Source organism: Streptomyces sp. NPDC002513 (genome assembly GCF_053595355.1).
Genome location: NZ_JBSFXK010000001.1, coordinates 247,784 through 272,505, shown reverse-complemented (window position 1 = coordinate 272,505; position 24,722 = coordinate 247,784). Strand labels below are relative to the sequence as shown.

18 protein-coding genes are annotated in these 24,722 nt (G+C 69.3%); 4 read left to right on the top strand and 14 right to left on the bottom strand.

Going from position 1 to position 24,722, the window contains the following annotated elements:
• Positions 1–42: 42 nt before the first annotated feature.
• Positions 43–3,012: a beta-galactosidase gene (locus ACWD5Q_RS01280; RefSeq protein ID WP_451424901.1), complete on the bottom strand. Its 2,970-nt coding sequence runs from the start codon at positions 3,010–3,012 to the stop codon at positions 43–45.
• A gap of 64 nt (positions 3,013–3,076) precedes the next feature.
• Here ACWD5Q_RS01280 and ACWD5Q_RS01275 point away from each other — a divergent pair, with 64 nt between their 5' ends.
• The 3 genes from ACWD5Q_RS01275 to ACWD5Q_RS01265 all read left to right on the top strand — a co-directional run bounded on the left by ACWD5Q_RS01275 (position 3,077) and on the right by ACWD5Q_RS01265 (position 5,667).
• Positions 3,077–3,535, top strand: a complete 459-nt coding sequence (locus ACWD5Q_RS01275; RefSeq protein WP_451424900.1) for an RrF2 family transcriptional regulator — start codon at positions 3,077–3,079, stop codon at positions 3,533–3,535.
• 230 nt (positions 3,536–3,765) lie between these two features.
• Positions 3,766–4,983 carry a PP2C family protein-serine/threonine phosphatase gene (locus ACWD5Q_RS01270; RefSeq protein ID WP_451424937.1) on the top strand — a complete coding sequence of 406 codons (1,218 nt, stop codon included), beginning with the start codon at positions 3,766–3,768 and terminating at the stop codon, positions 4,981–4,983.
• A gap of 177 nt (positions 4,984–5,160) precedes the next feature.
• Positions 5,161–5,667: an ATP-binding protein gene (locus ACWD5Q_RS01265; RefSeq protein ID WP_451424899.1), complete on the top strand. Its 507-nt coding sequence runs from the start codon at positions 5,161–5,163 to the stop codon at positions 5,665–5,667.
• 129 nt (positions 5,668–5,796) lie between these two features.
• Here ACWD5Q_RS01265 and ACWD5Q_RS01260 read toward each other — a convergent pair whose 3' ends face one another.
• From ACWD5Q_RS01260 to ACWD5Q_RS01250, 3 genes are all read right to left on the bottom strand, one after another.
• Positions 5,797–6,516, bottom strand: coding sequence for a transglycosylase SLT domain-containing protein (locus ACWD5Q_RS01260; RefSeq protein ID WP_451424898.1), 720 nt, complete (start codon positions 6,514–6,516; stop codon positions 5,797–5,799).
• Between the two features lie 493 nt (positions 6,517–7,009).
• Positions 7,010–8,716, bottom strand: a complete 1,707-nt coding sequence (locus ACWD5Q_RS01255; RefSeq protein WP_451424897.1) for a pyridoxal phosphate-dependent aminotransferase — start codon at positions 8,714–8,716, stop codon at positions 7,010–7,012.
• A 363-nt stretch (positions 8,717–9,079) separates the two neighbouring features.
• Positions 9,080–10,123: a LuxR C-terminal-related transcriptional regulator gene (locus tag ACWD5Q_RS01250; protein ID WP_451424896.1), complete on the bottom strand. Its 1,044-nt coding sequence runs from the start codon at positions 10,121–10,123 to the stop codon at positions 9,080–9,082.
• Between the two features lie 1,068 nt (positions 10,124–11,191).
• Between ACWD5Q_RS01250 and ACWD5Q_RS01245 the strand changes: the two genes are divergently transcribed.
• Positions 11,192–11,839, top strand: a complete 648-nt coding sequence (locus tag ACWD5Q_RS01245; RefSeq protein ID WP_451424895.1) for a response regulator transcription factor — start codon at positions 11,192–11,194, stop codon at positions 11,837–11,839.
• A gap of 275 nt (positions 11,840–12,114) precedes the next feature.
• Here the strand turns inward: ACWD5Q_RS01245 and ACWD5Q_RS01240 are convergent, their stop codons facing one another.
• From ACWD5Q_RS01240 to ACWD5Q_RS01195, 10 genes are all read right to left on the bottom strand, one after another.
• Complete coding sequence (locus ACWD5Q_RS01240; protein WP_451424894.1) at positions 12,115–13,851, bottom strand: AMP-binding protein; 1,737 nt, start codon at positions 13,849–13,851, stop codon at positions 12,115–12,117.
• Positions 13,848–14,915, bottom strand: coding sequence for a 2,3-diaminopropionate biosynthesis protein SbnB (sbnB, locus tag ACWD5Q_RS01235; protein ID WP_451424893.1), 1,068 nt, complete (start codon positions 14,913–14,915; stop codon positions 13,848–13,850). Before sbnB ends, ACWD5Q_RS01240 begins: the two co-directional genes overlap by 4 nt.
• Complete coding sequence (gene sbnA / locus ACWD5Q_RS01230) at positions 14,912–15,898, bottom strand: 2,3-diaminopropionate biosynthesis protein SbnA (protein WP_451424892.1); 987 nt, start codon at positions 15,896–15,898, stop codon at positions 14,912–14,914. The genes sbnB and sbnA overlap by 4 nt, the downstream gene beginning before the upstream one ends.
• A gap of 74 nt (positions 15,899–15,972) precedes the next feature.
• A complete protein-coding gene (locus ACWD5Q_RS01225; protein WP_451424891.1) occupies positions 15,973–16,266 on the bottom strand; it encodes a phosphopantetheine-binding protein in 294 nt (97 codons plus the stop codon).
• A gap of 280 nt (positions 16,267–16,546) precedes the next feature.
• Positions 16,547–17,809: an ATP-grasp domain-containing protein gene (locus ACWD5Q_RS01220; protein ID WP_451424890.1), complete on the bottom strand. Its 1,263-nt coding sequence runs from the start codon at positions 17,807–17,809 to the stop codon at positions 16,547–16,549.
• A 55-nt stretch (positions 17,810–17,864) separates the two neighbouring features.
• Positions 17,865–18,731, bottom strand: coding sequence for an alpha/beta fold hydrolase (locus tag ACWD5Q_RS01215; RefSeq protein WP_451424889.1), 867 nt, complete (start codon positions 18,729–18,731; stop codon positions 17,865–17,867).
• A gap of 740 nt (positions 18,732–19,471) precedes the next feature.
• On the bottom strand, positions 19,472–21,163 hold the full coding sequence (locus tag ACWD5Q_RS01210; RefSeq protein WP_451424888.1) for a LamG-like jellyroll fold domain-containing protein: 1,692 nt from the start codon (positions 21,161–21,163) through the stop codon (positions 19,472–19,474).
• Positions 21,160–22,872 (bottom strand): exo-alpha-sialidase, encoded by a 1,713-nt coding sequence (locus ACWD5Q_RS01205; RefSeq protein WP_451424887.1) that lies wholly within the window; start codon positions 22,870–22,872, stop codon positions 21,160–21,162. Before ACWD5Q_RS01205 ends, ACWD5Q_RS01210 begins: the two co-directional genes overlap by 4 nt.
• 618 nt (positions 22,873–23,490) lie before the next feature.
• Positions 23,491–23,745, bottom strand: a complete 255-nt coding sequence (locus ACWD5Q_RS01200) for a hypothetical protein (RefSeq protein ID WP_451424886.1) — start codon at positions 23,743–23,745, stop codon at positions 23,491–23,493.
• A gap of 97 nt (positions 23,746–23,842) precedes the next feature.
• On the bottom strand, positions 23,843–24,535 hold the full coding sequence (locus ACWD5Q_RS01195; protein ID WP_451424885.1) for a DNRLRE domain-containing protein: 693 nt from the start codon (positions 24,533–24,535) through the stop codon (positions 23,843–23,845).
• Between the last annotated feature and the right edge of the window lie 187 nt (positions 24,536–24,722).

The window sequence follows — 24,722 nt, the reverse complement described above, 5'->3', positions numbered from 1 at the left end:
CGCCCGTCGCGCAGGACCGGCCGGCGTCCGTGGACAGAACACTTAGCGCGCCGGGCCAGGGGAGTTCACCGGGGGCACCGGGACTCCTCCGGATGCCCGGCCGAGCAGGGTCAGGGTCACCGTTCCCGGGCCGGACGGTGTGGTTCCGTCGGACAGGACGGCGAGTGCGAGGGTGTTGACGTCCCGGGTGCGCAGAATGCCGTTCGGCAGGACGAAGGTGTGCTGGGGGCCCACGTCGTTGATGTACTGGCCCATGTTCCAGCCGTTGAGGAAGATCTGCACCCGGTAGGCGCGGGACGGGTCGTCCGTGAGGGTCAGGCCGATCGACGCGTCCGTGCCGGGGTCGACCGACAGCCGGAAGCCGGTCCGGTACCAGTCCACGCCCTGCCGGCGCTCGGCGCGCGGGAAGGACGCGGGCCGCCAGTCGTGGTCGTGGAAGCCGGGCAGGTGCCAGCCGTTGCGTTCGCCGTACAGACCGCCGTTGTTGAGCGGGCCGCGTACGGGGTCGGGGGCGGCCGCCCCCTGGATCCGCCAGCGGACGGTGGGGGTGGCGCCGTCGAAGGCGACCGAGGCCAGTCCCCGGCCCGCCTTGTGGGTGTCGTTCGCCCGGCCGTCCTGGTCGTGCTGCATACGGCGGACGAGGACGGAGAGGACATGGGGGCCGTCTCCCCGCAGGGACCGGCCCTGCGGTGCGAGCGGGAACGTCGTCGTCGCCGTCCATGTCGCCTGCCGGACGGTGCTCGTGTCCGGTACGGGCATCCGGTGCGTGCCCAGCGCTCTGCCGTCCAGCCACGCCATCAGCAGGCCCTGGGTGCCGGTGACATAGGAGAGGGACACCGACCCGGCCCCGGCCGCGCCCTCGACCCGGCCCCGGTACCAGACGTCCCCGTAGTGGAAGCCGTAGTCGTCGGCGAAGAGGACCGGCCCCCCGGCGGGCACGGGGGTCGTGCTGAAGGACGTGGTCAGGTCGGCCGTCCGCCACGCCGAGTCGTCGAAGCCGGCGGCGGACTCCGGGTTCTCGGCCTTGCGGCGCCACCCCGTCAGCCGGGGCAGCCGCACGGCACCGGCGCCGGGCAGCCGCCGCTCGGCGCGCAGGCTGCCGGAGCGGGTGAGGTGCGTCCGCAGCCGGACCCCGTTCCAGGCGACCTCGGTCACTCCGCGCGCCGCCCACACCTCCAGGTCCGCCTCCTCGACCGTGTCGCCGGTCAGCTCGGCGGTCGCACCGCGCAGCACGGCGGTGCGCAGCAGGGCGGGCCCGTGCACCAGGACCGGCCCCGCGGGGGTGGTGTACGGCCACAGCCGTACGGAGGCCGCGTCGTCGGCGAGCAGCAGAAGCAGGGGGGCCGCCGCTCCGCCGCCCGTCACCGCGACCCTGGTGAGGCCGTTCAGCCGGGCGCGCACGCGCAGCAGTCCGTTGTCGTACGCGCAGTCGGCCGTCCCCTCCAGCACGGAGACGGCCGGCTCGCTCGCGCACTCCAGGACGGTCTCCGTCGCCTCGCCCGCGCGGCCCGTGAACACGGCGATGTCCTGGCGTCCGGCGGCCAGGCGCAGCATCGGCTGCGCGGTGGAGTGGCGCAGCGTCCACCGGCCGAGGGAGATCCCGGCGGCCAGCAGCCGGGCGTCCCGGCCGGGGACCGGTACGGGGACGGCCGTCCCGGCGAGCGGCACGGCGGCGACGGTGTCGGCGGACCCGTCGTTGCGCAGCACGTACACGTGCGCCCCGGTGTCGGGATTGACGAGGTGGTAGGCCCGGATGTCCGGCGCGCCGACGGAGACGTCCGCCGCCCGGTCCAGCTTGGCCAGGTCGGGGAAGCTGTGCAGCAGATGCCCGATCTGGTGCATGGGGACGAGCTTGGCGGTCGGCTGCCGGGCCTCGTCGAGGGCGGCCCCGTAGTCGTACGACGTGTAGACGACGGGCGCGGGCAGCCAGCCCCACGAGGTGCCGCCGAAGGCCATGTAGACGTTGTGGACCTTGATGCCGTTGGCGAGGTTGGTCAGGTAGAAGCGCCGCTCGTACGCCGCGTCACGGGTGCGGCGGGATCCGGCGTACCCCTGCCCGCCGAACTCCGCGCCGCCCCACGGATCGAACCAGCCGCCCCCGAACTCGGCGAGGAAGCCGGGGGTTTCGGGGCTGGCCGTGGATCCGCCCTTGAGTCCGCCGGGACCGAAGTACCCCCAGTCCGGCGGTGTCCGCAGCGGCGACGGATAGCCGTCGAAGCCGTACAGCCAGCGGCCCCGCTCGCCGCCCGTGTCGAACGTGCCGGGCGCCCAGTGGCCGTTTCTGCCCTTGTCGTTGTGGAACAGCGGCACGTCGATGCCGTCGGCGCGCACCTTGCGGTACAGGTGGGCCATGTAGTCGCGGCCGGTGGGCTCGGTGACGTGGTCGGCGTACTCGTTCTCCAGTTGGTAGAGGACGATCGTGCCGGTGCCCCTGGTGTACAGGTGCCGTACCGCGATCCGGTTCACGGCGGTCAGCCACGCGTCGACGTGGCGCAGATAGGTGGGATCGGAGGTGCGGGCCGTGCCCTGGGTGGCGGTCAGCCAGCCGGGGAAGCCGCCCGCGTCGACCTCGGCGTTGATGTACGGGCCCGGGCGCAGGGTCACGTACAGCCCGGTCTCGGCGGCCGTGCGCAGGAACAGGTCCAGGTCGCGCACGCCCGTGAAGTCGTAGGAGCCCGGGGCCGGGGAGTGGTAGTTCCAGGAGACGTAGACGCTGACCGTGTTGTAGCCGTGCGCCCGGAGTTTGTGCAGCACGTCCCGCCACAGGGACGGGCTCGGCAGCCGGAACGGGTGCATCTCGCCCGACCACAGCACGACCCGCCGGCCGTCGACGATCATCGAGTACCGGTCGAAGCCCACCCGGTGCGTCCGCCCGTCCGTGGCCGGGGTGTCCGGCGGTGGGCCGGTCGGCGCGGCGGCGGCCGCCGCGCACATCGCGCCGCTCCCGCCGAGCGAGAGCCCGAGCGCGACGGTGCCGGTGATCGCGCTGAAGGTACGTCTGCTCAGCTCCAAGACAGTCTCCTCGACGGGCGCGGATGCGGCCATTGTGCACGGGGGCAGGCCCGACAATGGGGCCATGAGGATCTCGGCGCGGGCGGATTACGCGGTCAGGGCGGCGCTGGAGGTGACCGTCCGGCAGGAAAGCGGTCCGGTCAAGGCGGAGACGGTCGCCTCCGCGCAGGGCATTCCGCACAAGTTCCTGGAGGGCATCCTCGGCGATCTGCGCCGTGGGGGCCTGGTCGACAGCAGGCGCGGAGGCAACGGCGGATACCGGCTGGCCCGTCCCGCCGACGCGATCACGGTCGCGGACGTCATCCGCGCGGTGGACGGTCCGATCGTCTCCGTACGCGGCGAACGCCCCACCCAGCTCGCCTACACCGGTCCCGCCGAGCCGCTGCTGCCGCTGTGGGTGGCGGTCCGGGCGAACGTCCGCCGCATCCTGGAGGGCGTCACCCTCGCGGACGTCGCGTCGGGCACGCTGCCGGCACCGGTACGGGAGCTGGCGGAGGAGCCGGCGGCCTGGGAGAACCCGTAGGCGAGACGGGCGCGCCCGTCCGGTCGCGGGCAGGGCAGGAGCCTCAGCGGGACGGGATTTCGCTTGTACGTTCGCGTCTCATCCGGGTGGAGCTTCCAGGCAGAGCTGCGCCGTGTGCGAGCGGACCGGTACCCGTGGTGACACGGAACAGCCCTCGCCGCGGACGCACTCAGCGCGATCGTGCGGACGTGAGGGAGGCCGGGATCGGTGTGAGACTGGGCGGGGAAGGGGTGATCCCCGTGCCGGATCCACCGCACGTGTCCGCCGGTCCCGCCGCCGCTGTCGACGAGAGCCTGCTGGAAGAGCTGATCGCCGAGGCGCAGACGGCCCTGCCGTTCGAACTGTCCGCCCTGGCGGTCCGGTGCGCTGCGGCCCTCGGCCTGGACACCGTGCTGATCTACCTCGTCGACCTGCAGCAACGGCTGCTCATCCCCCTCGACGAGGCCTTGGAGCCGCTGCCGGTGGTCGACTCGTTGGCCGGCTGGGCGTACCGCACGGTCTCCTCGCGGGTGGCCGAGGCCGACGACGGCGTGATCGTCTGGATGCCTCTGGTCGACGGTGCGGAGCGGCTGGGCGTGCTGGCGGTGCGGACCGCCTCGCTCGACGGGGTGCGGATGCGCCGCAGCCGGATGCTGGCCCATCTGTTCGCCATGCTGATCACCTCCAAGCGCGCCTACAGCGACTGGCTCGCCGCCCGCACCCGCACCGCGACCATGGGGTTGCCCGCCGAGATGGTGCGGGCTTTCCTGCCACCCCGCACCATCGGCACCAGCAGGTGCGTCTCGACCGCGGTCCTGGAACCGGCGTACGACATCGCCGGTGACGCGTTCGACCACGCGGTGGTCAAGAACGTGCTGCACACCATGATCCTCGACTCCATGGGGCACGACCTGGCCTCCGGTCTGACCACGTCGGTCGTCATGGCGGCGGTCCGGAACACCCGCCGCGGCGGTGGCGGCCCGGCCGACGCCGTCGGCTCCGTCGACCAGGCGCTCGCCCGGTGGCTGCCCGACCATTTCTGCACAGGAGTGCTGTGCCGGCTCGACGCGGAGACCGGGGTGCTGCACTGGGTCAACTGCGGTCACCCCTCTCCGCTGCTGATCCGCGGCGAGCGGGTGCTCTGCGGGGCGCTGGACAGTCCCCCGCAACCCCCCCTCGGCCTGGCCGGCCAACTCGCCCCGGCGGCCCGGCAGGTGCACGAGACGACACTCGAACCGGGCGACCACGTCCTGCTCTACACCGACGGCGTCGTGGAGGCACGCGACGCGGACGGAGTGGAGTTCGGCCTCGACCGGTTCACCGACTTCGTCATCCGCTGTTCCGCCGCCGGCCAGCGCCCGGCCGAGGCGCTGCGGCTGCTCATCCACGCCATCCTCGACCACCAGCGCAACCGGCTGCGGGACGACGTGACCATCCTGCTCTTCGAATGGTGCCCGCCGCACCGGTGACGGGCAGGGCGCCGCTTCCCGCCCGTTTCCGCCACGCAATCCACCACTGTCCGTCACCTCTTCCAGGCATGGTCACGGGTAGTCACGGGTACTGTCCAGCATGTGAGCGCGTACGCTGTCGTGGCGTACGCGGCGTCGACCTGGTGAAACACCCTTCTAGGCCGTCAGATTGAGCGTATGACCGTACCTTCCAGCCCCCAACGCCCGGTTACCGTAAGTGTGTTCTCCCAGCGCTTCAGCGCCACCCCGCGCGGCGCACGCCTGGCCCGGCATCTCGCCCTGCACCAACTGCACGCCTGGGGCGTCCCGCACGGCGCGGACGCCTCCGACGCCGTCGCCGCGGTCATCGCCGAACTGGCCGCCAACGCGGTCACCCACGGCCGTGTACCGGGGCGGGACTTCGAGCTGCGGCTCTCCCTCGTCACGGGCAGCGTCCGCATCGAGGTCAGCGACACCCGCAGCGGGCCGCCCCGCCCGCCGGTCCCGGGTGACGTGGCGCCCCCGGCGGCCCTGGAGGAATCCGGCCGCGGATTCGTCCTCATCGACGCGCTCGCCGCGCGGTGGGAGGTACTGGACCGGGACCCGCCGCCGGGCAAGACCGTGCGGGCCGAGGTGGACGTGCCGAGGTGGCTGTCCCTGGTCGGGAATCGGACGACGGGTGCGTGTCCGGGTGCCCCGGTCTGACCGGTCCCGTCTCGTCGCCCGTGTCGCCTCGTCGTAGGGCCGCAGCGAGGTGTGACCACCAGCCTTTTCAGATGCAACGGGGTGGTGGCGGCACTGGGCCGCCACCACCCGTATCACGGTTCAGGCCTGTCAGTAGGGGCCGTTCACGTTGTCGATCGAACCGTAGCGGTGGTACGCGTAGTTGCACGCGGCGGTGATGTTGGCGACCGGGTCGTAGATGTTCCACGAGGTACCCGACACGTGGTACGTGTTGAACGTCGGCTGGATCACCTGGAGCAGTCCCTTGGAGGGGATGCCGGCGGCGGCGTTGGAGTCCCACAGGTTGATGGCCTTCGGGTTGCCCGAGGACTCACGGATGACATTGCGGTAAATGCCGTTGTAGCTGCCCGGAATGCCGCGCTGCTTCATGACCGCCAGCGATTGCTTGATCCAGCCGTCCAGGTTGTTCGCGTAGGTCTGGAGGCCGGCGGACGTCGCGGGGGTCGTGGCCGGTGCGGCGGTCTTGGCCGGCCCGGTGGCGGCCGACCCGGCGGGCAGGGTCAGGACCTGGCCCGGCTGGAGGGCGTACGGGCTGGAGAGGCTGTTGGCCGACGCGATGGCCTGCCAGCCGCCCGGCACCTTGAGGGCGCGGGCGATCGAGGCGAGGTGGTCGCCCTGCTGGACCGTGTAGGTGGTCGCGGCGGGGCGGGCCGCAGTGGTGGCGGCGGCCGGGGTGGCCGGGGCGGCGTGAGCGGACTCGGCCGTTCCGAACAGGGCCGTGCAGGCCAGGGCGAAGGTGCCGACGGTGACGGCGCCACCGGCGGAGAACCGGCGTGTCCGGGACGGGCGCTGAGCGGCGTGACGGTGCATGGTGCGGTCCTCATTCCAGGGATTGCATCGTGCGCAGTTGCCGGTTCCCCTCGACAAACAGCACCGCATTTCTTTCTGCGGTGCCCTGCGGCGGAGTCATTCTTAGCCGCCCCGAATAACTAAACAATTACCGTCCGCACTAAGCCGGATAGTTGTCGTGGGCCTCTCCGACCGGATTCGAGTGCTGAATCCCAGAGGTTAAGAGCCAGGTAAAGAACTAAGGCGCTTCGTAAGTGAAGTGCATCACCCCGGTTCTGGAATGGGAATGTTGGCTTTGCGATTGCACTTAACGAGCAATTTGGATTAAAGGGCTTAATGGTGCCCAGTGGAGTAAAAGTTAAGTTTTCTGACTTTTGGTTTAAATCGGGCATATGGTGGCGATCGGTCGAACGCATACGACGACGCCGTCGGCGGCCACGAGGCTGTCCTCGTGGCCGCCGACGGCGTCCGGTCCGGTCCTACGGGTGCCTGGGCCGGGCGTGGCCCGGGCGGCTCAGCCGACCTGGTTGTACATCGCGCCCGCCGCCGGCCAGCCCATCGGCTCCGGGGCCGCTTCCGGCTGGGTGCGGCCGCGCACCTGGGCGGCCGTGAGGCCGCCCGCGGCGGGCATGCCGAGCCGGTTCCGGGCGGCCGCCGCGAGTCCGGGCAGACCCGTCTGCGGTACGGCCTGCAGACCGGCCGCGGGCGCCGGGGCGATCCCCGGCGGCATGGCGGCGGCCGGAGTGATCCACGGCGGAGTCGCCGGGAGCGGAGCGGGGGCGGAGACCGGTGCCGACGCCGCGGGGGCGGGCATCGGCGCGGGGGCTGGTGCGGGCATGGGGGTGGGCATCGGCGCAGGGACTGGTGCGGGCATGGGGGCGGGTGCGGGGAGCGGCAGCGGAGCCGGTGCGGGCATCGGGGGCGGGGCGGCGGCGGGTGCCGGGGCCGGCGCGGGGGCCGAGCCCGGGGCCAGCCTCGGCATCGCCGAGGCCTGGGCGGCGAGCCCCGAGAACCCCGCCCCGTTGGTCTCGCTGACCAGCCGGTCCACGGCCGCCGTGCCCGAGCTGTAGCCGGTCCCCGTGCTCGGCTCGGGCACGGCGGTTCCCTTCCCGGCCCCGTAGAACACCTGCTCCAGGGCGGACGCCAGGCGACGCACGTCCACCTCGGGGCGCACCACGAGGCGCAGGAAGCGGCTGGACGAACCGATCTTGTCGCCGCACTCGCGGACCAGGATCCGGTGCTCGGACAGCAGCCGGTCGCGGACCACGGTGCCCTCGGCGCCCACCGGGAGGCGCACGAAGAGGAAATTGCCCTGGGACGGGTAGACGGTCAGACCGGGAAGCCGGGAGAGCCGGCGGGCCATGTCCAGGCGGTCCCGGCGGACCTGGTGCAGGCTCTCCAGGTACTCGGCGCCGTACTCCTTCAGCATGAAGACCACGTGCTCGGCGAACGAGTTGAGATTCCACTTCGGCAGCATCGAGCGGATCGTGTGCGCGAGCGCGGGGTTGGCGACCAGATAGCCGAAGCGGATGCCGTGCAGGCCGAAGCTCTTGCCGAGGCTGCGCAGCACGATGACATTGGGGCGCAGCACGGCGTCCCGGACGACGCTGGGCTCGCTCTCGGCGTCGGCGAACTCCAGGAACGACTCGTCGATCACGATCAGGTCCAGGTCCGCCATCGTGTCCATGAACTGCACCAGCGTCTGCCGGGGCACGAACCCGCCGTCGGGGTTGTTCGGGTTGCAGACGACGGCGACCCGCGTGCCGCGCTTGCGGAGGAACTCGGAGTACCGGGCCAGGTCCAGGGCGAAGCCGCTGGACTCCTGGAGCGGGAACATGTCGACGCGCTTGCCGGTCTCCATGGGCTGGTCGGTCCAGCGGCCGAAGGCGGGGACGGGGACGGCGAGGGACTCGCGGACCAGCAGATGGTCGATCCAGGTGATCAGCTCGGTCGCGCCGTTGCCCATGGCCACACACTGCGCCGGAAGCTGGAGCAGGTCGCACAGCTCGGTCGTGATCGTGTCGGCGCTGCTCGGGTAGTAGGTGACGATCTCGCGCAGCCGGCCTGCCAACTCGTCGAACATGGCGGGCGTGGGGAAGTAGGGATTGCCCGGGATGCAGAAGTCCACCGGGCCGGCTCCGTCACTCTCCCGTGTCAGCGCCGCCATTGAGGGGTGGTGCGCCGTGGAGCTGCGGAACAGCGAGGTGACGTTGTCTGCCAAGGCAACCTCCGTACGGTGGGTGGCCCGTGCGGGGGAGCGCGGGCCACCCACCGTACGGATACGGAGGTGGCGTTGTTCAACTCCTCGGAAATCGCGGTGGGTTCCACTCGTGCCCAGCGACTCGCGGGGGCGTCGGAGAGGTGGAAGTAGCCGTCGACGACCTGCGGGGCGCCCTTGCCCGCCCGGGGTGCGGCACGCCGGTCGAAGAGCTACGCGCGTACGCGGACACGGAGACGTACGTGGACGAGGGCGATGTGGGCCTCGCCACCGAGGGGTTCGACGGCTCCGGTGTCACCGAGGCGTCGCCCGTGGACGACGGCGAGGTGCGGCCCGGGCGGGCGCAGAGTCGGCGGCAGTGGCGGATCAGCCTGTCGGCCGCTCCATCGCGGGCTCCTGCCCGTCGAGAAGCCCCAAGCGGGCGGCGGCGGCTCCGGCCTGGAAGCGGCTGGTGGCGTCCAACCCCTCCAATATGTCGGCGATGTGGCGCCGGACCGTGCGCAGCGACATGCCCAGTCGGCGGGCGATGGTATCGTCCTTCAACCCGGCTGCCAGCAGCCTGAGGATCGTCGTGTGGGTCTCGCGGGACACCTGTTCCAGTCCTTGGCTCGCGGCATCGGCGAACGGCGTGGCAAGGTCCCAGGCCTGCTCGAAGAGACCGCAGAGGTAGGCGACGGTGTTCGGCTCGCGGATCACGACCGCCCCCCAGGAGGCGTCCTGAACCGGTATGAAAGCGGTTTCACGGTCAAAGACGATTAACCGGCCGAACAGGGAGTGGGCGGTGCGGTACTGGGCGCCCAGCGCGGAGGCGGTGGCCACGTACTCCTGGCTGGCCGCGTTGAACCGCGCGGTATGGTGATAGAGCGTACGGATCTTGACCCCGCGTTCGAGAAGCTCGTGGTCGCGTGTCATGGCCTCCCGCATCGCCTCGGGCACGCGGGCGTTCCCCCCGGGCTGACAGCTGATCATCTCGGTGCTGCAGCGTTTGGCGGTCTGGGCCAAGGCGGCGCGCACCTCGTGAAGGTTGTCGATGACCTCGATCGTGCGAGAGGTCGGGTTCTTGGACTGGTGGAAGGGCGCCGTGAACCGGTCCAGTTCCTGATGGACCAGGGTCAGTTGGTCCTGGAGCTCACGGATGTCGGCCTCGATCGGGGCGGACAGGTGGTGCAGGGCGGCCTCGGGGGCGACGGCGAATCCGGCACTCGGATCGTCCGGGCTCGGATACACGAGTCTCGCCACGATCAGCCGCTTCAGACTGTCGGCTGCGGCTTGTTCGGACAGTCCCAGCTCGTCCGCCGCTTCACTCGAGGAGAGCGAGCGACGTCGCAGCACCCAGGCGTAAATGGTGGCATCGACGTCGGTGAGCTCTCCGGTGGGGAACATCGACCGAGGTGTCTGGGCATTGTCCATTTTGGTCCCCTGTCGCTTTGCTGTCGGGCCACTTCATGAGGGGTGCCTCGCTAGCCGCATGGCTGGGCTACCTCACATCCTGGTCCTGCGCCCGGAAACGCACGCCGGGTGCTGCCTCTACCTGCAACTTCAAGGGGTTGGATCATGTTCCGCCGGAAGCTCAAAGTTCTCCTGGCTGTCACTGTCGCCGCCGTTGCCGGCGCGTCGTTGTCCGTCGCGGTACCTGGCAGTGAGCCGTCCCGGTCCACGGCATCCGACGACGTATCAGCACTGACTTGCCCGCTTTCGCTGCGGTGCGACGACAGCTCCTGGGGAGGCTGAGCAGTCTCCGAGCGGGCGGCGGGACCGCCCGTCCCGTGGGCCCCGCGATTCTCAGCTCTCCTCCACCCCTACCCAAAGGTGTACCGTCATGTGCTTGCAGAGTACAGGCGTTGCCAGCCACCCCCAACTCACGGCCACGCCGCCTGGTTGGGCTGCCCCCGGCCATGGCCGTTCCGGAAGAGGCCTTGGCGCTGAAACCGCGGGTCGGCCCGGACCCGGTGCCGCTCTCGCACCGGTGAAGACGCTTCACACGTCCTGACGCCTGATCCCTCTCCTCGCGCCTTCACGCAGCCAAGCTCAGCGCGGATGGCGGGGGGTGACGTGCCGAGAGGTTTGGTATGCGGCTTGTTGTGCAAGGTTCTAGCGAAGCCCGCTGCGGTCACTTGCTGACGATCTGCTGAGACGAAGTCCAGCGCAGCGAGGCTTCCGGCAGATGGTCCGGCCACGGCCGAGGCCTGCGAAGGCAGTCGTACCAAGCACAGTTCGCGGGCGCGACGGTGATGTCGACGCCGTGTCCCCGGCGGCTCGTCGGCGAAGATCCCGGCTGTGACATCGCCGCATCCCCCAGGAACCGCAGTTCTCGGGGGCCGGCGTGGCCGACTCGGCCTTCAGGGGCAACGCCCGGTGCGACCGGGCACCCGACCGCATCCGAAGTGACGCGATGGTGATGCCGCCGTGGGCCGCATCCCACAGTCTTGCCGTTCCCGCAAGACTGGCTCAGCCCGAACGGAGTTACACGTGCAATCTATGGAAATCGAGACCAGAACCCAACAATATCTTGTTGCGCTCTCGGTGGAGACCGAAGTGATTCGCTGGGGATTCACAGCGATGCTTGCGGGCATTCCTCAGGTCACTCTTGTGAGCGAGAGGGAGCTGCTGGAGGACGGGAGTGGTGCGGCGGGGTGTGCGCGCATCCTGTTGGCCACTCCACCGCAGTGCAGGAGACTGGCGAGCGTATCCTTCTCGCAGGAGAACCGCCCCTTTGTCGTACTTGTGGACAGCGATGTCTCGAGCAGGGACATCGGCCTTCATGGAGAGGTGCCCTGTGACGGCGTCATCTCGATGGCAGATGCCACTGCCGCGTCCCTCAAAACGGCCTTGGAGCGGGTCGTAGCGGGTGAGCTTCCCATGCCTGCGAAATTGGCACGGCAACTGCTGGCTGTCGGTCACGGGCGGGTGCCGGGTTCGGCTGCGGGCTCGTCGGTTCTGCTCACAGCCAGGGAAAAGGAAACACTGGATCTGCTGGCCCATGGATACAGTAACAAGCAGATCGCGAAAGCACTGGCGATCTCCGCACACGGTGTGAAGAGGCTGGTGGGGGCGGTAATGCTGAAACTGGGCGCGCCGAACCGGACGACCGCGGTGATCATCGCGATGAATGAAGGGTTGGTGTGATCCCTTCCGTCCCAGGGCCCGGCGCCGGAAGGTTCTTGCGGCCCGGATCGGCAGCGCCGGGCACGGTCGTGGTCGAGAGCCTGCCGCCTCGCACCTGACCCGGTTCGCCAGAGTCCGCCGTTCGACGATGTCGCGCGGCGACGCGCAGAAAGTCAGCCACGTCGAAGAGGGGTCCGGTCGACCCCGGCAGCCTCAGGGCCGCCGGGGTCGTCTCACACCACTCCTCCGACAACCAGCACGTCGCCGTCGAGCACATCGTCAGCGACGGTCAGCCGTCACGCGTCGTGTGCCGTGAGGTTCGCAAGGGTTCGGTAATCGGTTTTCCCGTTGGCGGTGACGGGCAGAGTGCTGTGCGTACGCCACCGGCGCGGAACCATGGCGGAAGGCAGACGCGCACTCAGGAACGAGTGCAGGTCCTCCACCGTCGGGGCGTTCTCCCGCAGGACCACGTGCCCGACCAGTTCCCGCCTGTGAGTGCCACCCGCTTCGCTGTTCACCGCGACGACGGCGCAGTCCGCCACCGCTTCGTGCTGTCGTAGCGCGGCCTCGATCTCGCCGAGTTCCATGCGGACCCCGGCCACCTTGACCTGGCGGTCCAGCCGGCCGAGGTAACGCACGAGTCCGTCCTCGATGAGCACACTGTCACCACTGCGATACAGACGGCCGGTCGGGGAGTGAGGGTCGAGCACGTCGGGGAAGAAGGCTCCCTGCGTGGCCTGGACGTCACCGAGGTAACCGAGCCCGGGCGGCAGCCCGCCGACGAACAGCTCGCCGCTCTCCCCCGGACGTGCGGCACGCCATTCGTCCTCTCCCTCGCCGTCGGCGATCAGCACGTACAGCACGGTGTTGATCACGGCCGAGCCCACCGGCAGCCGCGGTGCGGCAAGGTCGGCCGGCCGCACCACGTGATGGGTCACGTCGTCGGACGTCTCCGTGAAACCGTAGGCGTTGACCAGCAGCACCTGCGGCAGCGCGGACAGCAGTCGGCCCGCCAGCTGCGGAGTCAGTTCCTCTCCGGTGGAGACGAGGCAGCGCAGCCGCTGAAGAGACGTGTCCTGCCGGGCCTCGGCCGCCGTCGCCAGCCACTCCAGGACGGTCGGCACCAGCTCCACGACGGTGACCTTCCGGTCCCACAGACGCTTGACGAGGGATCGGGGGAACGCCATGTCCCGGTCGTCGAACACCGCGATGCGTCCGCCGGTCAGCAGGGGGGCCGTCATCTGCCAGATGGCGATGTCGAAGGTGAGCGGCGCGGTCAGGGCCACCACATCCGCCTGCGTCAGTTCAAGGTCCACGATCTTCGCCCACAAGTGGTTGATCATGCCCTGGTGTTCTGTCAGAGCACCTTTCGGGGCGCCCGTGGTGCCGGAGGTGAAGTACGCGTAGCGGGGCTCGCCCGGGTCCTCGCACCGTACGCGCAGCTCTGTCGGCTGCACGACGTCGACGAGCCCCCCGGGCTCCGGAAGCTCCATCAGCGGTACACCGGTGACCTCGGCCGCATGGGCCGCCGCCTCGGCGAGGTCCTTCGCCGAGGGACCCCGGTGGTACGAGATCAGATGACGCGCGCCGCTGCGGCGAATGACGTCGGTCATCCTGTCGGACGGCCAGTTCGCGTCCAGCGGTACGTAGGTGATGCCCAGGCTCTCCAGCGCCAGGAGTACGATCACCGAGTCCGCGCTCCGGGGTCCGGTGGCCGCGGCCACGGTGTCCGGACGAAGACCGCTCGCCGTCAGCCACCCGCACACGGCCGCGACCCTGCGCGCCAGGTCCCGGTAGGTGATGTCCCCGCTCGCACCGGTCACGGCCAAGGCGTCGGGGGTGCGGTCGGCCCACTGCGACACGTGCCCCACAACGGTGTCCGCGACATCGGCCGGCAGGTCCTGTGGCCGGCCGCGACGCTGGCTCAGCTGTACGGCAAGCCGCGCTTCGGCCGGGGAGATCCGCAGGGTGCCGAGTGAGGGGACGAGATCGCGTACGCCGGATCCGGTCGTTGCGCCGGTTGTCTCGTTCATGACGCTGCGGTGCCTTCCGCCGCGGGACGGGCCGTGGTGGTCAGTGTGTCCAGCTCGCTGAAGAAACCCTCGATCAGCGAGAGGTCGCCGGTGCGCAGGCACTCCTGGTAGACGTACGAGCCCAGCGCCAGGTCCAGCACGCCGAGGCCGAACGGGGAGAACAGCACGGTCCGGTCGGCGGGCGGTTCGACGGCGCCGGTGAGCACCTCGTGCAGTGTTCCGTGCACGAAGTCGCGGTTGCCCGTGAGCTGTTCGGTCAAATGGACCGAGGTGTTCGCCTTCAGGCAGTGCTCGACGTCGTCAACGATGTTCGTCGAGGCGAGCACCACCTCCGGTGACACATCACGCAGCGAGACGTGCAGGACCAGCGGTGCGTGCTCGAACCACGAGGGGTCGGTGACGTGAGGAGTTCCGGCCGTCGTGGCGAACACGACGACATCGCTGGAGCGGATCAGTTCCTCCGCGCTGGTGGCCACTTCTACGGCAGCGTCCGTGGCCTCGCGCAGGCGTTCGGTGAAGACGCCTGCCCGCTCCGCCGAGGTGTCGAACACCCGGATTCGCTCGAACGGCCAGTCGGCGGCGGCCAAGTAGGTGTGGATGTACCGGGCTATCAGCCCGGTACCGATGAAACCGACCTGGCCGAGCGAGCTTCGGCCGCGCCCCAGAGCGACGGCGGCGAGTGCCGCCGACGCGGCGGTGCGGCTCGCGCTGATGACGGAACTTTCCAGGCAGGCGTACGGGTAGCCGGTGGTGAGGTCGTTGAGGATCAGGACGGCGGAAGCCCGGGGCAGACCCGCGCCGATGTTGTCCGGAAAGCTGGAAATCCACTTCAGCCCGGCGGTGTCGACGTCGCCTCCCGCACTGGCGGGGAGCGCGATGATGCGGGCATTCGGCCGATCCGGAAAGCGCAGGAAGTAGGAGGGAGGATTGACCGTGCCGCCTGCCCCGTGCAGCAGGTACGCCGATTCGACCAGGTCGATGACGTCGCGTTCACGTCCGGCCAGCGTCCGCTGCACCGAAATGCCCGGCACGACCGCGAAAGACGGCGATTCGAGATTGTTCACAGCGCGCTTTCCTTTTCCTCGCCCTTGGGGAGCAGCGCGTCCTCGCCTATGTGGTCGCGCACCCATGCGTCGTTGTAGATCGTGTCGACATATCGTTCGCCCATGTCGGGGGCGATCGTCACGGCGGTGAGCCGTCCGTTCGGGTCATTGCGGTCCAGCCAACTCCTCGCGCCGCTCAGCACGGTTCCGCTGGAGCCGCCGAGCAGGTAGCCGTGCTGGGACAGCATGCGGCACGTTCTGACGGTGTCGGCCTCCGTGACATGCACGGTGTCGTCGATCAGGGACGGATCGACGAGCGGGGGCCGCTCGCTGGATCCGAGGCCGGGAATGTAGCGAGGAGACGGCTGCATCCCGAACGTGACCGAGCCCACGGAGTCCACGCCGACGATCCTCACGGACGCGCCGTTGTCGCGGAAATAGCGAGCGCAGCCCATGGCGGTGCCGCCGGTGCCGACTCCCACGAACAGCACGTCCAGTTCGGGGAACTGCTTGGCGATTCCGGGCGCTGTGGTCTCGTAGTGCGCCTGCCAATGGGCGTCGTTGGTGTACTGGTTGAGCCACACGCAACGAGGGTCCTCGGCACAGATCTTGGCCACATAGTCCTTGCGGGCCCGAAGGAAGCCACCCGTGGGGTGCATTTCTTCGATCACCACGACGTCCGCACCGAGCGCACGCATCATCTTGACGGTCGCCTCGTTGCAGCGTGGATCCGTCACACAGACGAAGCGGAGTCCCTTGCCGGCGGCCACCACGCTGAGCGCGACGCCAAGATTTCCGGAGGACGACTCCACGAGAACCGTGTCCTCTTTGATGAGACCATCGCGCTCGGCCGCCGAAACCATGGAAATGGCGGCACGAAGTTTGAGGGAGCCGCCGAAGTTGAAACCGTCGCACTTCATGTACAGCCTGCGGCGCAGCATGGGGTACAGGTCAACGTATACGTCGGAGTCGATGAGTTCGTGTGCCGCGGATAGAATGGGCATTTTCTGGCCTACCTCCTGGGCCACGGAATGTGACCGGCCGGCGAGACGGCCCAGCCAGCCGGGGCGGCAATCTCTCAGGCGACGGGAACCGCGGTGTCGCGGAACGCCTGCCACAGCGAGTCGACGGTTGCGAAGGTGGCCTCGTCGAGTGCCTCGTCGGGCAACTCCCTGCCGAACGCCTCCTCCAGCTCGGCCAGAAGGCGAACCGTGCCCAGAGAGTCAAGTCCCAGGTCCGCCAGAACGCTGTCACCGGTGAGGGGACGGTCCTCGATGTAGGGCAGGTTCCGACGAAGGACCTCTTCGTACCTTCCATATTCCAGTGCGGGCTCGGTCGAGCCATCCGCAGCGGGCCGAAACTCGTCATGCATGCGACGTACCTTCTTCCAGCCGAATGGTGAGAGTGCAAAATTGTCAAACAGGCGGACAGTACCGGGACGGAAAAGCCTGCCGAGTCCGGTCCGTACAGGCCGGCCGAGGTGCACGTGAGAACGCCGAACTTCGGCTTGGTCGGGCCACTTTTGTCGGACGAGGGAACCGGTCAATTGACGCCCATGGACGTCAATCTAGTCGCGTCGTGCATCGCGCGGGATCTCCACAACACGGCATACCCGTCACGGTAGGGTCGGGGGCCGACGGCGGGGTCCGTGCCTACGCGTAACTGATCCTCAGCGCTGTCAGGGCGGTGTCGATGTCTGTGAGGGCGGCCCGGTGGTCGGCCGCCTCACCGAGGATCAGCCCGATGTGCCCGCTCGTGCCCCAGCGCCAGTCGATCGGCGACCCCGCCTCCACGAACGGCTGGTACCGGCGCACATGGGGAATCGGGGCGACCGCGTCCGGCCCGGCGATGGAGACCAGCCGGGTGGCGTCCTGCGGCGGCTGGACGAAGTACACGTACGTGACCTGGTCGAGCAGCGCCGGCAGGTCGCCGGCCGGCAGCCCCAGCGCCATGCGCAGGGCAGCGGCGGTCATGTCGTAGCGCCCTCCCGTTGCCCGGCGGAGGAGGTCCGTCATGTAGCCGGGAGGCCGGCCGTTGACCTCGATGATCCTGGGCCCCGTGGGCGTCAGCTTCATCTCGGTGTGGACGACGCCGAGGTCGATGCCGAGTGCCCGGATGGCCGCCTCGGCCAGTTCGCGGCAGCGTTCCTCCACGTCGGCGGCCACCGTGCTGGGCACGAACAGGCCGCACTCCCGGAACGGCGAGGTGAGCGGGAACTTCCCCGTGACGCACAGGTGACGGATGCTTGTGCCCTCCACCACCGACTCCACCGACAGGAAGTCGCCGAAGTCGGGGCCCGCGTACGTGCTGTCGCCCACAAGCAACTCCTCCACGACGAACTCGCGGAAAGTGCCGGGAACCGTCGCGATGCGCTCGACCTGCTCGGCGCTCCACCGCTCCGCCTGGGCCACGGTGTCCAGGCGCACGGTGTCGACGCTGCCCGCACCCTGGCGGGGCTTGACCACCACAGGCAGCCCGATCTCCTGCACCACGGCCGGCAGTTCGGACAGGTCGTCCAGGCCGGCTGAGCGCACCGCGTCGACGCCGGCTTCGGTCAGGGTCCGCCGCAGCTCCAGCTTGTCACGGCACGCGGTGGCAGCCGCGACCGACAGGAACCGGTACCCCGCCGCGGCGGCGACCTCCGCGGTACGTACCAACTGACGGTCGCTGAACGTGATGATGTGCTCGATGCCCAGGTCCAGCAGGGCCTTGGCGGCACTCGCGTGGTCGGCGCCCGCGAGGTTGACGACATCACCGGGCACGGCGGCGGCGTCCGGGTCCGCTGGGTCCCGGTCCACCACGAAGACCGGCTCGCAGAGCCTTCTGCTCGCCTTGACGATGTCGACCGGACTTGCCGACCCACCGTCATAGAAGATGCCGATTCGGGGCTTGGGCTGAGTGGGCTGCGTGGACACTGGATTTCGCTCCGAGGGGTGGGCGGGGAAGGGGAACGCGCGATCGGGCGGCCGGTCAGACTCGTCCGGACGTCGCGGAGAAGTCGGCCATGGTGTCCTCCGCCAGGAAGGACCGCAGGGCCTTCTCGGTCACCGACGGCTGCTCCAGCCATGGGTAGTGCCCGGCTTGGTCGATCAGTATTCGCCGCACCAGCGGGAGCGCCTCCACCAGAGTGTCGGTCACCGCTGGGGGCTGGCTGTCGTGCGTGCCGTGCAGCACCAGCGTCGGCACCCGCAGCGCGGAGCAGGCGGCCATTCCCTGCTCCTCGGTGAGCCGAGCCGTCTCGCCGGACAGCACTTTCTCGTAGTCCTGGTTGAGCGTGAAGCACGGGTCGGTCAGCCGGGCGGCGAGGTCCTGGCCGGCCTCGCGGTCGGCGAACCCGAACGACAGACGCCACGCCAGCAACTGCCGGTCGCGCTCCGGCGACGGGGCGGAGCGCAGCACGCTGTCGATGCGGTCCAGGTAAGGGCCCATGACACGGCGCATCCGGCGCCAGTCGGTGTCCTTCGGCCGCCCGAGGCCGGTGCCGGACATGTAGACCAGGCGGGCCACGCGTTCGGGACTGCGCAGGGCGTAGCGCAACGCCAGGTCGGCGCCCCAGGAGTGGCCGATCAGGATGACCCGCTCGTGGGCGAAGTGCCGGCGCACCTCGTCGAGGTCGTCCAGGGTCCGCTCCAGGCTGTACGGGCCCGGCCACGGGGAGCGGCCGCAGCCGCGCTGGTCCCAGCGATGAGTGGTGAAGGCGGGGGACAGCGCCTCCGCCAGATCGCCGAACATGTCCCACAGACCCGGTCCGCCGTGCACGAAGACGATCGGGGGGCCCGTGCCCTCGGACGCGGTCCACAGCCGGCATCCGTCGGACGCCGTCACACAGTTGCTCATCTCGCTTCCCGTCGGTACGAGTTGACTTTGTCGTTGTCGTGTATGCGGACATCCGCCGCCCGTGCGGCCGACGGCGGACCGCTCTCCCGGGAAGCCGCTCACCTGCTCCGGGGCTCCGTGCGTGACGATCGACGCTTCCTGGTCCCGCAGCCCGGCCAGGTGTTCCATCAGCCCTTTGTCCGCCGGTGCGTCTCCCGTCACGTCGTGGGTGGGTCCGCTCTCCGCAGTCACCAGGACCTGCGGGTTCCGCAAGCCCGGCGCGGCGAGGTATTCGACGTATCCGGAATCCAGCTTTTTCTTGAGGACGACGACGTCACCCCGGTCCGGCCAGGGTCAACGCGAACTCGTCCTTCCGGTTGACCGCCAGGCCGGATGAAAGGGAGTTGAATTTCGGCAGACTCGGTTCGTCCTCATCTTATTCGTGTTCGAGTTCGAAGTGCCCCAGAAAAATCACGGGTGCGGTGGGCCGTACGTCGAGTGCCGCTCGCAGCCGGGAAAGAAAGAAAGATATCTTGTAGCGCATTAAGTCAACCGTATTCGAATCGCCCCGACGTGACAATCAACCGATTCGGGCATGGCGCTTTGTCTACGGCGGCCGGCTGGAACTCGGGTCCTTGACCTCGGTCCTTCGGCCGCGGGAACTCGTTGATTGTTCCGGCGGCTGGCGGACCGAGGCCGATTGAGTGCCAGTCGCGGGCCTGGCCGCCGAACGGCGGCCAGGCCCGCGACCCCTGCGGCGGCTACATCCGCGCGTAGCTTGTGGCAGTGATCGTGTCGAAGGACAGCCAGAGCGCCGGGGTCGCGTCGGTGGGAGCGGTGCCGTTCTGCAGCGACGTCATGTCGCCGGCGCTGAGGGCCTGCCGATAGACGCGCACCTCGTCGAGCGAGCCCTTCAGCGGCTGGGTGTCGTCCGGCTTGCTTCCCAGGCTGAAGCCGTCGATCGCGAAAGTGTCGGTGGCGATCGGCGAACCGTCTCCGAGTGTCGCGCTGGCCTTCTGGACGGCATCCACGGAGATGGTCAGCGAATCACCGGAGCGCACCAGGGTCACCTGGTGCCACGTGTTGTCCCCGAAGGCGGTCCGGCCTGGAGCGCCGTCCACGGCCAGCAGGTTGGCCTCGTTGGTTCCGGTCTGGACGTCTGCGTGGATCCCGTTGGCGGCAGGGCTGGCGCGGATCCAGATCTGGCGTTCCGTGGAGCCGACTCCGTAGGCCCAGAAGAGCACCTGGTCCGCGCTGGACGCCGTCGCGGAGTACTTGAACCACATGGAGATGGTGAAGTCCGAGGTCTCGCCCGCGCGGGGTGCGGCCGCCGGTTGCTGCAGGGCCTCGGGTGCCAGTGCGAGGCTGGCACTGTACGGAACGAGCGCGGTGTCGTCCGTCCCGTCGAGTTGCAGGGCGGTGCCGTCCCTGCCGCTCGGGTCGAGTGTCGCCCCGTTCAGCACATAGGCGTTGTTGCACAGCCCCGAGTGATCGGGGGTCGCGGGGGTGCTGTCCGGCTCGGGTCTGGTCGCGGGCATCGAGTAGGTGTACTTGTCCTCGAAGCTGTAGTGCACCGACATACCGGATGTCGGGTCCAGCAGTCCGCCACCGGCGAGCTGGCTGAGCTCGGAGGCGTCGAGGGCATGGTCGAAGAGTCGGAAGTCGTCGATGCTGCCTCCCAGGATCTTGGTCCCGTCAGGCTTGGACCCCAGCCGCAGGCCCTCGATGCCGGTCGCCTTGTCACCGGTGAGCGAGCCGGTCAGACCAGTGGCGGTGACCGTCTGGCTGTCCACCGAGAACTGGAGCTGGCCGCCCTGGCGCTCCAGCGTGAAGTGGTGCCAGGCCCCGTCACCGAAGGCCCGGCCGCTGGAGTCCGGGACGTCCAGATAGATCGAGGCCGTGTCCGTCTGGACCCAGGCACGCAGCGGTGAGCCGGCGGTCGTGGGCTCCGCCTGTACCCAGACCTGCGGCTGCGTTGTCCCGGCCCCGTAGGCCCACAGGAGGGCTCGCGGCGAGGTGTCGGTGGCGGATGAGTAGTTGAACCACATCGAGTAGGTGAAGTCGTGGTCTGCGACGTCCAGGGCGGGGGTGAGGGGCGCAGCGACGCCGGGTGCACTGGTGTTGACCGCCATCGCGGCGCCGAACTTGCCGGCCACGGCGGTGGCCCGCGGGCCGAGGAGTGTGGCGTCGGTGCAGTGCCCCGACTCGTCGTCGACGCCTGAAATGGTGGTGCGGGTCACCGTGGTGACCCAGTCGACAGCCTGGAACGGCATGTGCACGACCTGAGCGGCATTGGCCGAGTCGTCGAGCGACTGGTCGGCGGAGCCGTCGGGGTAGCCGTCCACCGGGCCGTCGCTGGAGGCAGGGGAGGCCAGCGCGGTCAGCTGGGGGGCGGTCAGCGCGGTCGTGAAGAGGCGGAACTCGTCGATCATGCCGGGGAAGGCGTTGCTCACTGCGGTGTCGGACTTGGCGGGTTGGCCGGGGTGTCGGCTACGTTGCCCGCGACGCCGCTGGCGACGGCAGGGGACGGGGCGCCGGTGACCTGGAGGCTGATTTGGCCTCCGCTCCGGGTGAGCGACACGAAGTGCCAGGTGTTGTCGCCGAAGGCGCAGCCGCAGCCACTGTCCTGCAAGGCCGTGGTGGCCGTCCCGGTGGAGCCCTGCACCCAGGCGTAGATGCGGTTCTGGCTCGGCTGCGTCCTGAGCCAGACCTCCGGTTTGCTGGTGCCGACCCCGTAGGACCAGAACAGGACCCGGTCCGGGTCGGTGCTCGTCGCTGTGTACTTGAACCACATCGAGTAGGTGAAGTCGCCTGACCCCGTGTCCAGGGACCGGGCATAGGGGATGTCGACGTAGTCACCGGTGCCGTCGAGGTGGAGACCCTTGTCGGACGTCCCGGAGAGCTGACCGACGACCATGCCCGCATTGCCCTCGAGGTACCCGTCATTCGCCTGCGCGGTGGCGTCCGGGGTCGTGGGGCCCGGGTCCGGGGCCGTCTGCACCGAGGTGCTCGGGTCCGGGGTGTTGCAGCCGGTACCGAGTTGGGCCTGGGTGAATCTGGTGAAGCGGATCTCGTCGGCGGAGTAGGTGGCCCCGCCCTCGTAGAGCAGGCCGATCTCGTTGCTCGCCAGCAGCTCCAGGTCGGAGTAGCCGGCCCGGCCGCCGCTGATCAGCTTGCCGGCGTTCCATGTTGTGCCGCACTGGGACCAGACGGTCATGTTGGTCCTGGTGGGCTTCCCGCCCGCGTCGACGCCGGCGGGGGCCGACAGCAGGACTTCCTGCGTGTGGGTGCTGTCTCCCGGGTGGAGTGTCAGGACGGAGCCCTGGATGTCGCCGGGCGAGGGCAACGAGGAGGTGGTGAAGGCGGGCGCCGACGGGACCGCGGTGCCGGCAGGCGTGGGGATGGTGGCGGAGACCCGCTGGGTACCGCCCTCGTTGCGTGCCGCCGCATAGACGGAGCCGCCCGACACCTCCGTCACGCTCACCTCGGCGGGCGTGGTCGGGCTGGCCGAGGCACTGGAGTCCACAGCCTGCAGGGCCTGCCAGGTGGCGGTGTCGTTGTCGTTCGGGTCCATGTAAAGGTACCCGGCATAGTCCTTGCCGCTCGACGACTTCTGCACGGCGCCCACCACGAGTCGGCCGGGATGCGGCCCCCCGGTGAGCTGCACGCCGTGGCCGGGCCCAGTCGCGAACCAGTCCGAGGACGTGGCGGCCGGGTCGAGTGCGACGTTCATTTTCGCGGGCCGGCTCCAGGTGAGCCCGTCGTCCTTGCTTTCCTGAACCCACGGAATTCTGGGATAGCTGGAGTTGACCGGGTTGGAGGTGGAGACAAGGTAGACGATCCCGTGAATCAGGTCGACCACGGGTGCGGCATTGCCGCGCGTGACCGGCGATCCGGCCTGGACCCCGGTCGGCACCGGTCCGGTTCCGTACGCCCCGAGTGCGGTGGCCCCGCTAGGGACGACCTTGATCGGGCCCCAGGTTCGACCGTCGTTGGTGGATCGTCGTTCAACGATGTCGATATCGCCGCGATCTCCGCAGGACGGTGCCTTGCGGCCCTCGGCGAAGGCGAGGAGCGAGCCCCCCTTCGTGCGCACCAGTGCGGGTATCCGGTAACACCCGTACCCGCCCGTGCCCGCCTGGAAGAGAACCTGCTGCTGCACCCCGCTGATCGAGGAGGCGGTGGAGGACTCCGCGGTCCCGCTCGCCGCGGCCTGGGACGCGCCGCCGACGACTCCGGCAAGGCTCGTGGTGAGCGTGAGGGCCAGGAGGAGTCCGCGCAGGCGGAATCGTGCCGGTGGAGCGGCCGTTCCGCCTGATCTTCTTGAGCTGCGTCGCGGCGGCGTGGCCGTGAGCGGTTGACTGCCCGGTTTGCCCCTACCACCTCGTGCTGCGTTGGTTGACGACCGTCGTGGTGAGCGACGAGGAGAAGGCGCCGATGAGGCGTCAGGTGGGGACCGAGGAGACGAACGCAAGTGAATCGTCGCTGAAGTGCCGAAAGGCGTTGGACGGCATCAGCCTTCAGCCCCGACTCGGTTCTCGCCCACATGAGTTGGACGGTGGTGACGACCAGAGCAACTGCCACACCCGCGCCGGAAGCCCGTTCATTGCGCCCGGCTGGGAGGTGGTCGGGCCTCTGATCAGCGTCTCCGATGACATCCCTCGGGCCCGGTGTCCCCCAGGTCATCCGTTCGACGGGGGGCAACAGTCGTGCCGGGCCCGGAGGCCAGCGGCCTTCTTGCAGGACCGCGAAAAGATAATGAGGGAGGGGCGGACCGGGATCATTCGCTGTCGTCGGCCTCCAGTCGTTCGACGAGGGCGAGTGCGGCTTCGGTGTCACCGTCGGTGAGTTCCCTGGCCCGGCGTACGGCGGCCACTCGGTGGCCGGAGCGCAGCAAGGACAGGACGGCCTCGTGGGAGGTGGCGGAGGTAGGGGCGACTGTCGGGGCGTGCCGTCGGCGTAGGGCGCCGCGGACGCCGGCATAGGCGCAGAGCAGGAGTACGGCGACGGCGATGGAACAGATCAGCTTCAGCATGGGAGTGGCCCTCGGTCGGATGGAGCGGTGTTCGTGGCAGGACCAGGGGGCGGGCCGGTGTCCGCCCCCTGGTGTCGGTCAGTTCATGGGCGTGCGGTTATTTCTTGATTTTGCTGTGCACCCAACTTTCCACGTGAGACAAGGCTTCCAGGATCCACTTGCCGACCGTCTTGCCGGCGACCTTCTCGACCCATACCGCGATCTTGGGGCCGTACTTCTCCAGGTAGTCATAGCCCCAGTGACCGGTGTTGGTGGCCATGTTGGTCGTCGTGGTCGACGGCTGCGCACCCCAGGTGAGGGTGTTGGTGTCCAGCGTGGAGGTGACCCGCTTGGCCTGGGTGTTAGCGGTGCTGGAGCAGCTTGCGGAGTAGTAGGAGTACAGCGACATCGTCGCCGACGTGATGTGCTTGCCCTTGAAGTTCGACATGTCGAACTTCAGATACGACCGTGCCGTGTGCCCGCCGCCGTCGTAGGGAGTCGTGTCGATGTCCTTCCATGCCCCGCCCTGCTTCACCCGGACCGGCCCCGCGTACGCGTCGGTCTCCAGCTCACCGCTGGGCAGCGCGTACGTCGTCGAGTCCGCCGTCCGCTTCGACAACACCTCGATCTTCCGGTGCTGCTGGCGAGCCATCAGCACCGCCGATACCTCGTCCTGCGCCTGTGCAGGCCCGGTAGCCTTGCGGGAGTGCGTATGCGCCGGCTTGGCGGTCACACCCGAGGCCGTGTCGGCGAACGCCAGCCCGGTGTCCTGCGACACCAGCGCGGTCTCGGCCGCCATTGCGAGCAGCACGCCGATGGCTATCTGGCCCAGCCGTCGCTTCTGGCTCGACCGTCTCTTCCTTGCACTGCCATGAGTCACATGTCTGTGACGCACGATCAGCTCCCTTTGACCCTCAGCGTTGAGATGTCAACAGAAACGAACTGATCTTCCAGGGTGGTACACAACTCACCCGCGGCAGATGCACGGGGTGCACGCG

Coding starts and splice junctions, on each gene's coding strand:
- ACWD5Q_RS01245 (WP_451424895.1), top strand. CDS start 11,192: ATGGAAATCGAGACCAGAACCCAACAATATCTTGTTGCGCTCTCGGTG.
- ACWD5Q_RS01200 (WP_451424886.1), bottom strand. CDS start 23,745: ATGCTGAAGCTGATCTGTTCCATCGCCGTCGCCGTACTCCTGCTCTGC.
- ACWD5Q_RS01260 (WP_451424898.1), bottom strand. CDS start 6,516: ATGCACCGTCACGCCGCTCAGCGCCCGTCCCGGACACGCCGGTTCTCC.
- ACWD5Q_RS01240 (WP_451424894.1), bottom strand. CDS start 13,851: ATGAACGAGACAACCGGCGCAACGACCGGATCCGGCGTACGCGATCTC.
- ACWD5Q_RS01275 (WP_451424900.1), top strand. CDS start 3,077: ATGAGGATCTCGGCGCGGGCGGATTACGCGGTCAGGGCGGCGCTGGAG.
- ACWD5Q_RS01250 (WP_451424896.1), bottom strand. CDS start 10,123: ATGGACAATGCCCAGACACCTCGGTCGATGTTCCCCACCGGAGAGCTC.
- ACWD5Q_RS01225 (WP_451424891.1), bottom strand. CDS start 16,266: ATGCATGACGAGTTTCGGCCCGCTGCGGATGGCTCGACCGAGCCCGCA.
- sbnA (WP_451424892.1), bottom strand. CDS start 15,898: ATGCCCATTCTATCCGCGGCACACGAACTCATCGACTCCGACGTATAC.
- ACWD5Q_RS01265 (WP_451424899.1), top strand. CDS start 5,161: ATGACCGTACCTTCCAGCCCCCAACGCCCGGTTACCGTAAGTGTGTTC.
- ACWD5Q_RS01215 (WP_451424889.1), bottom strand. CDS start 18,731: ATGAGCAACTGTGTGACGGCGTCCGACGGATGCCGGCTGTGGACCGCG.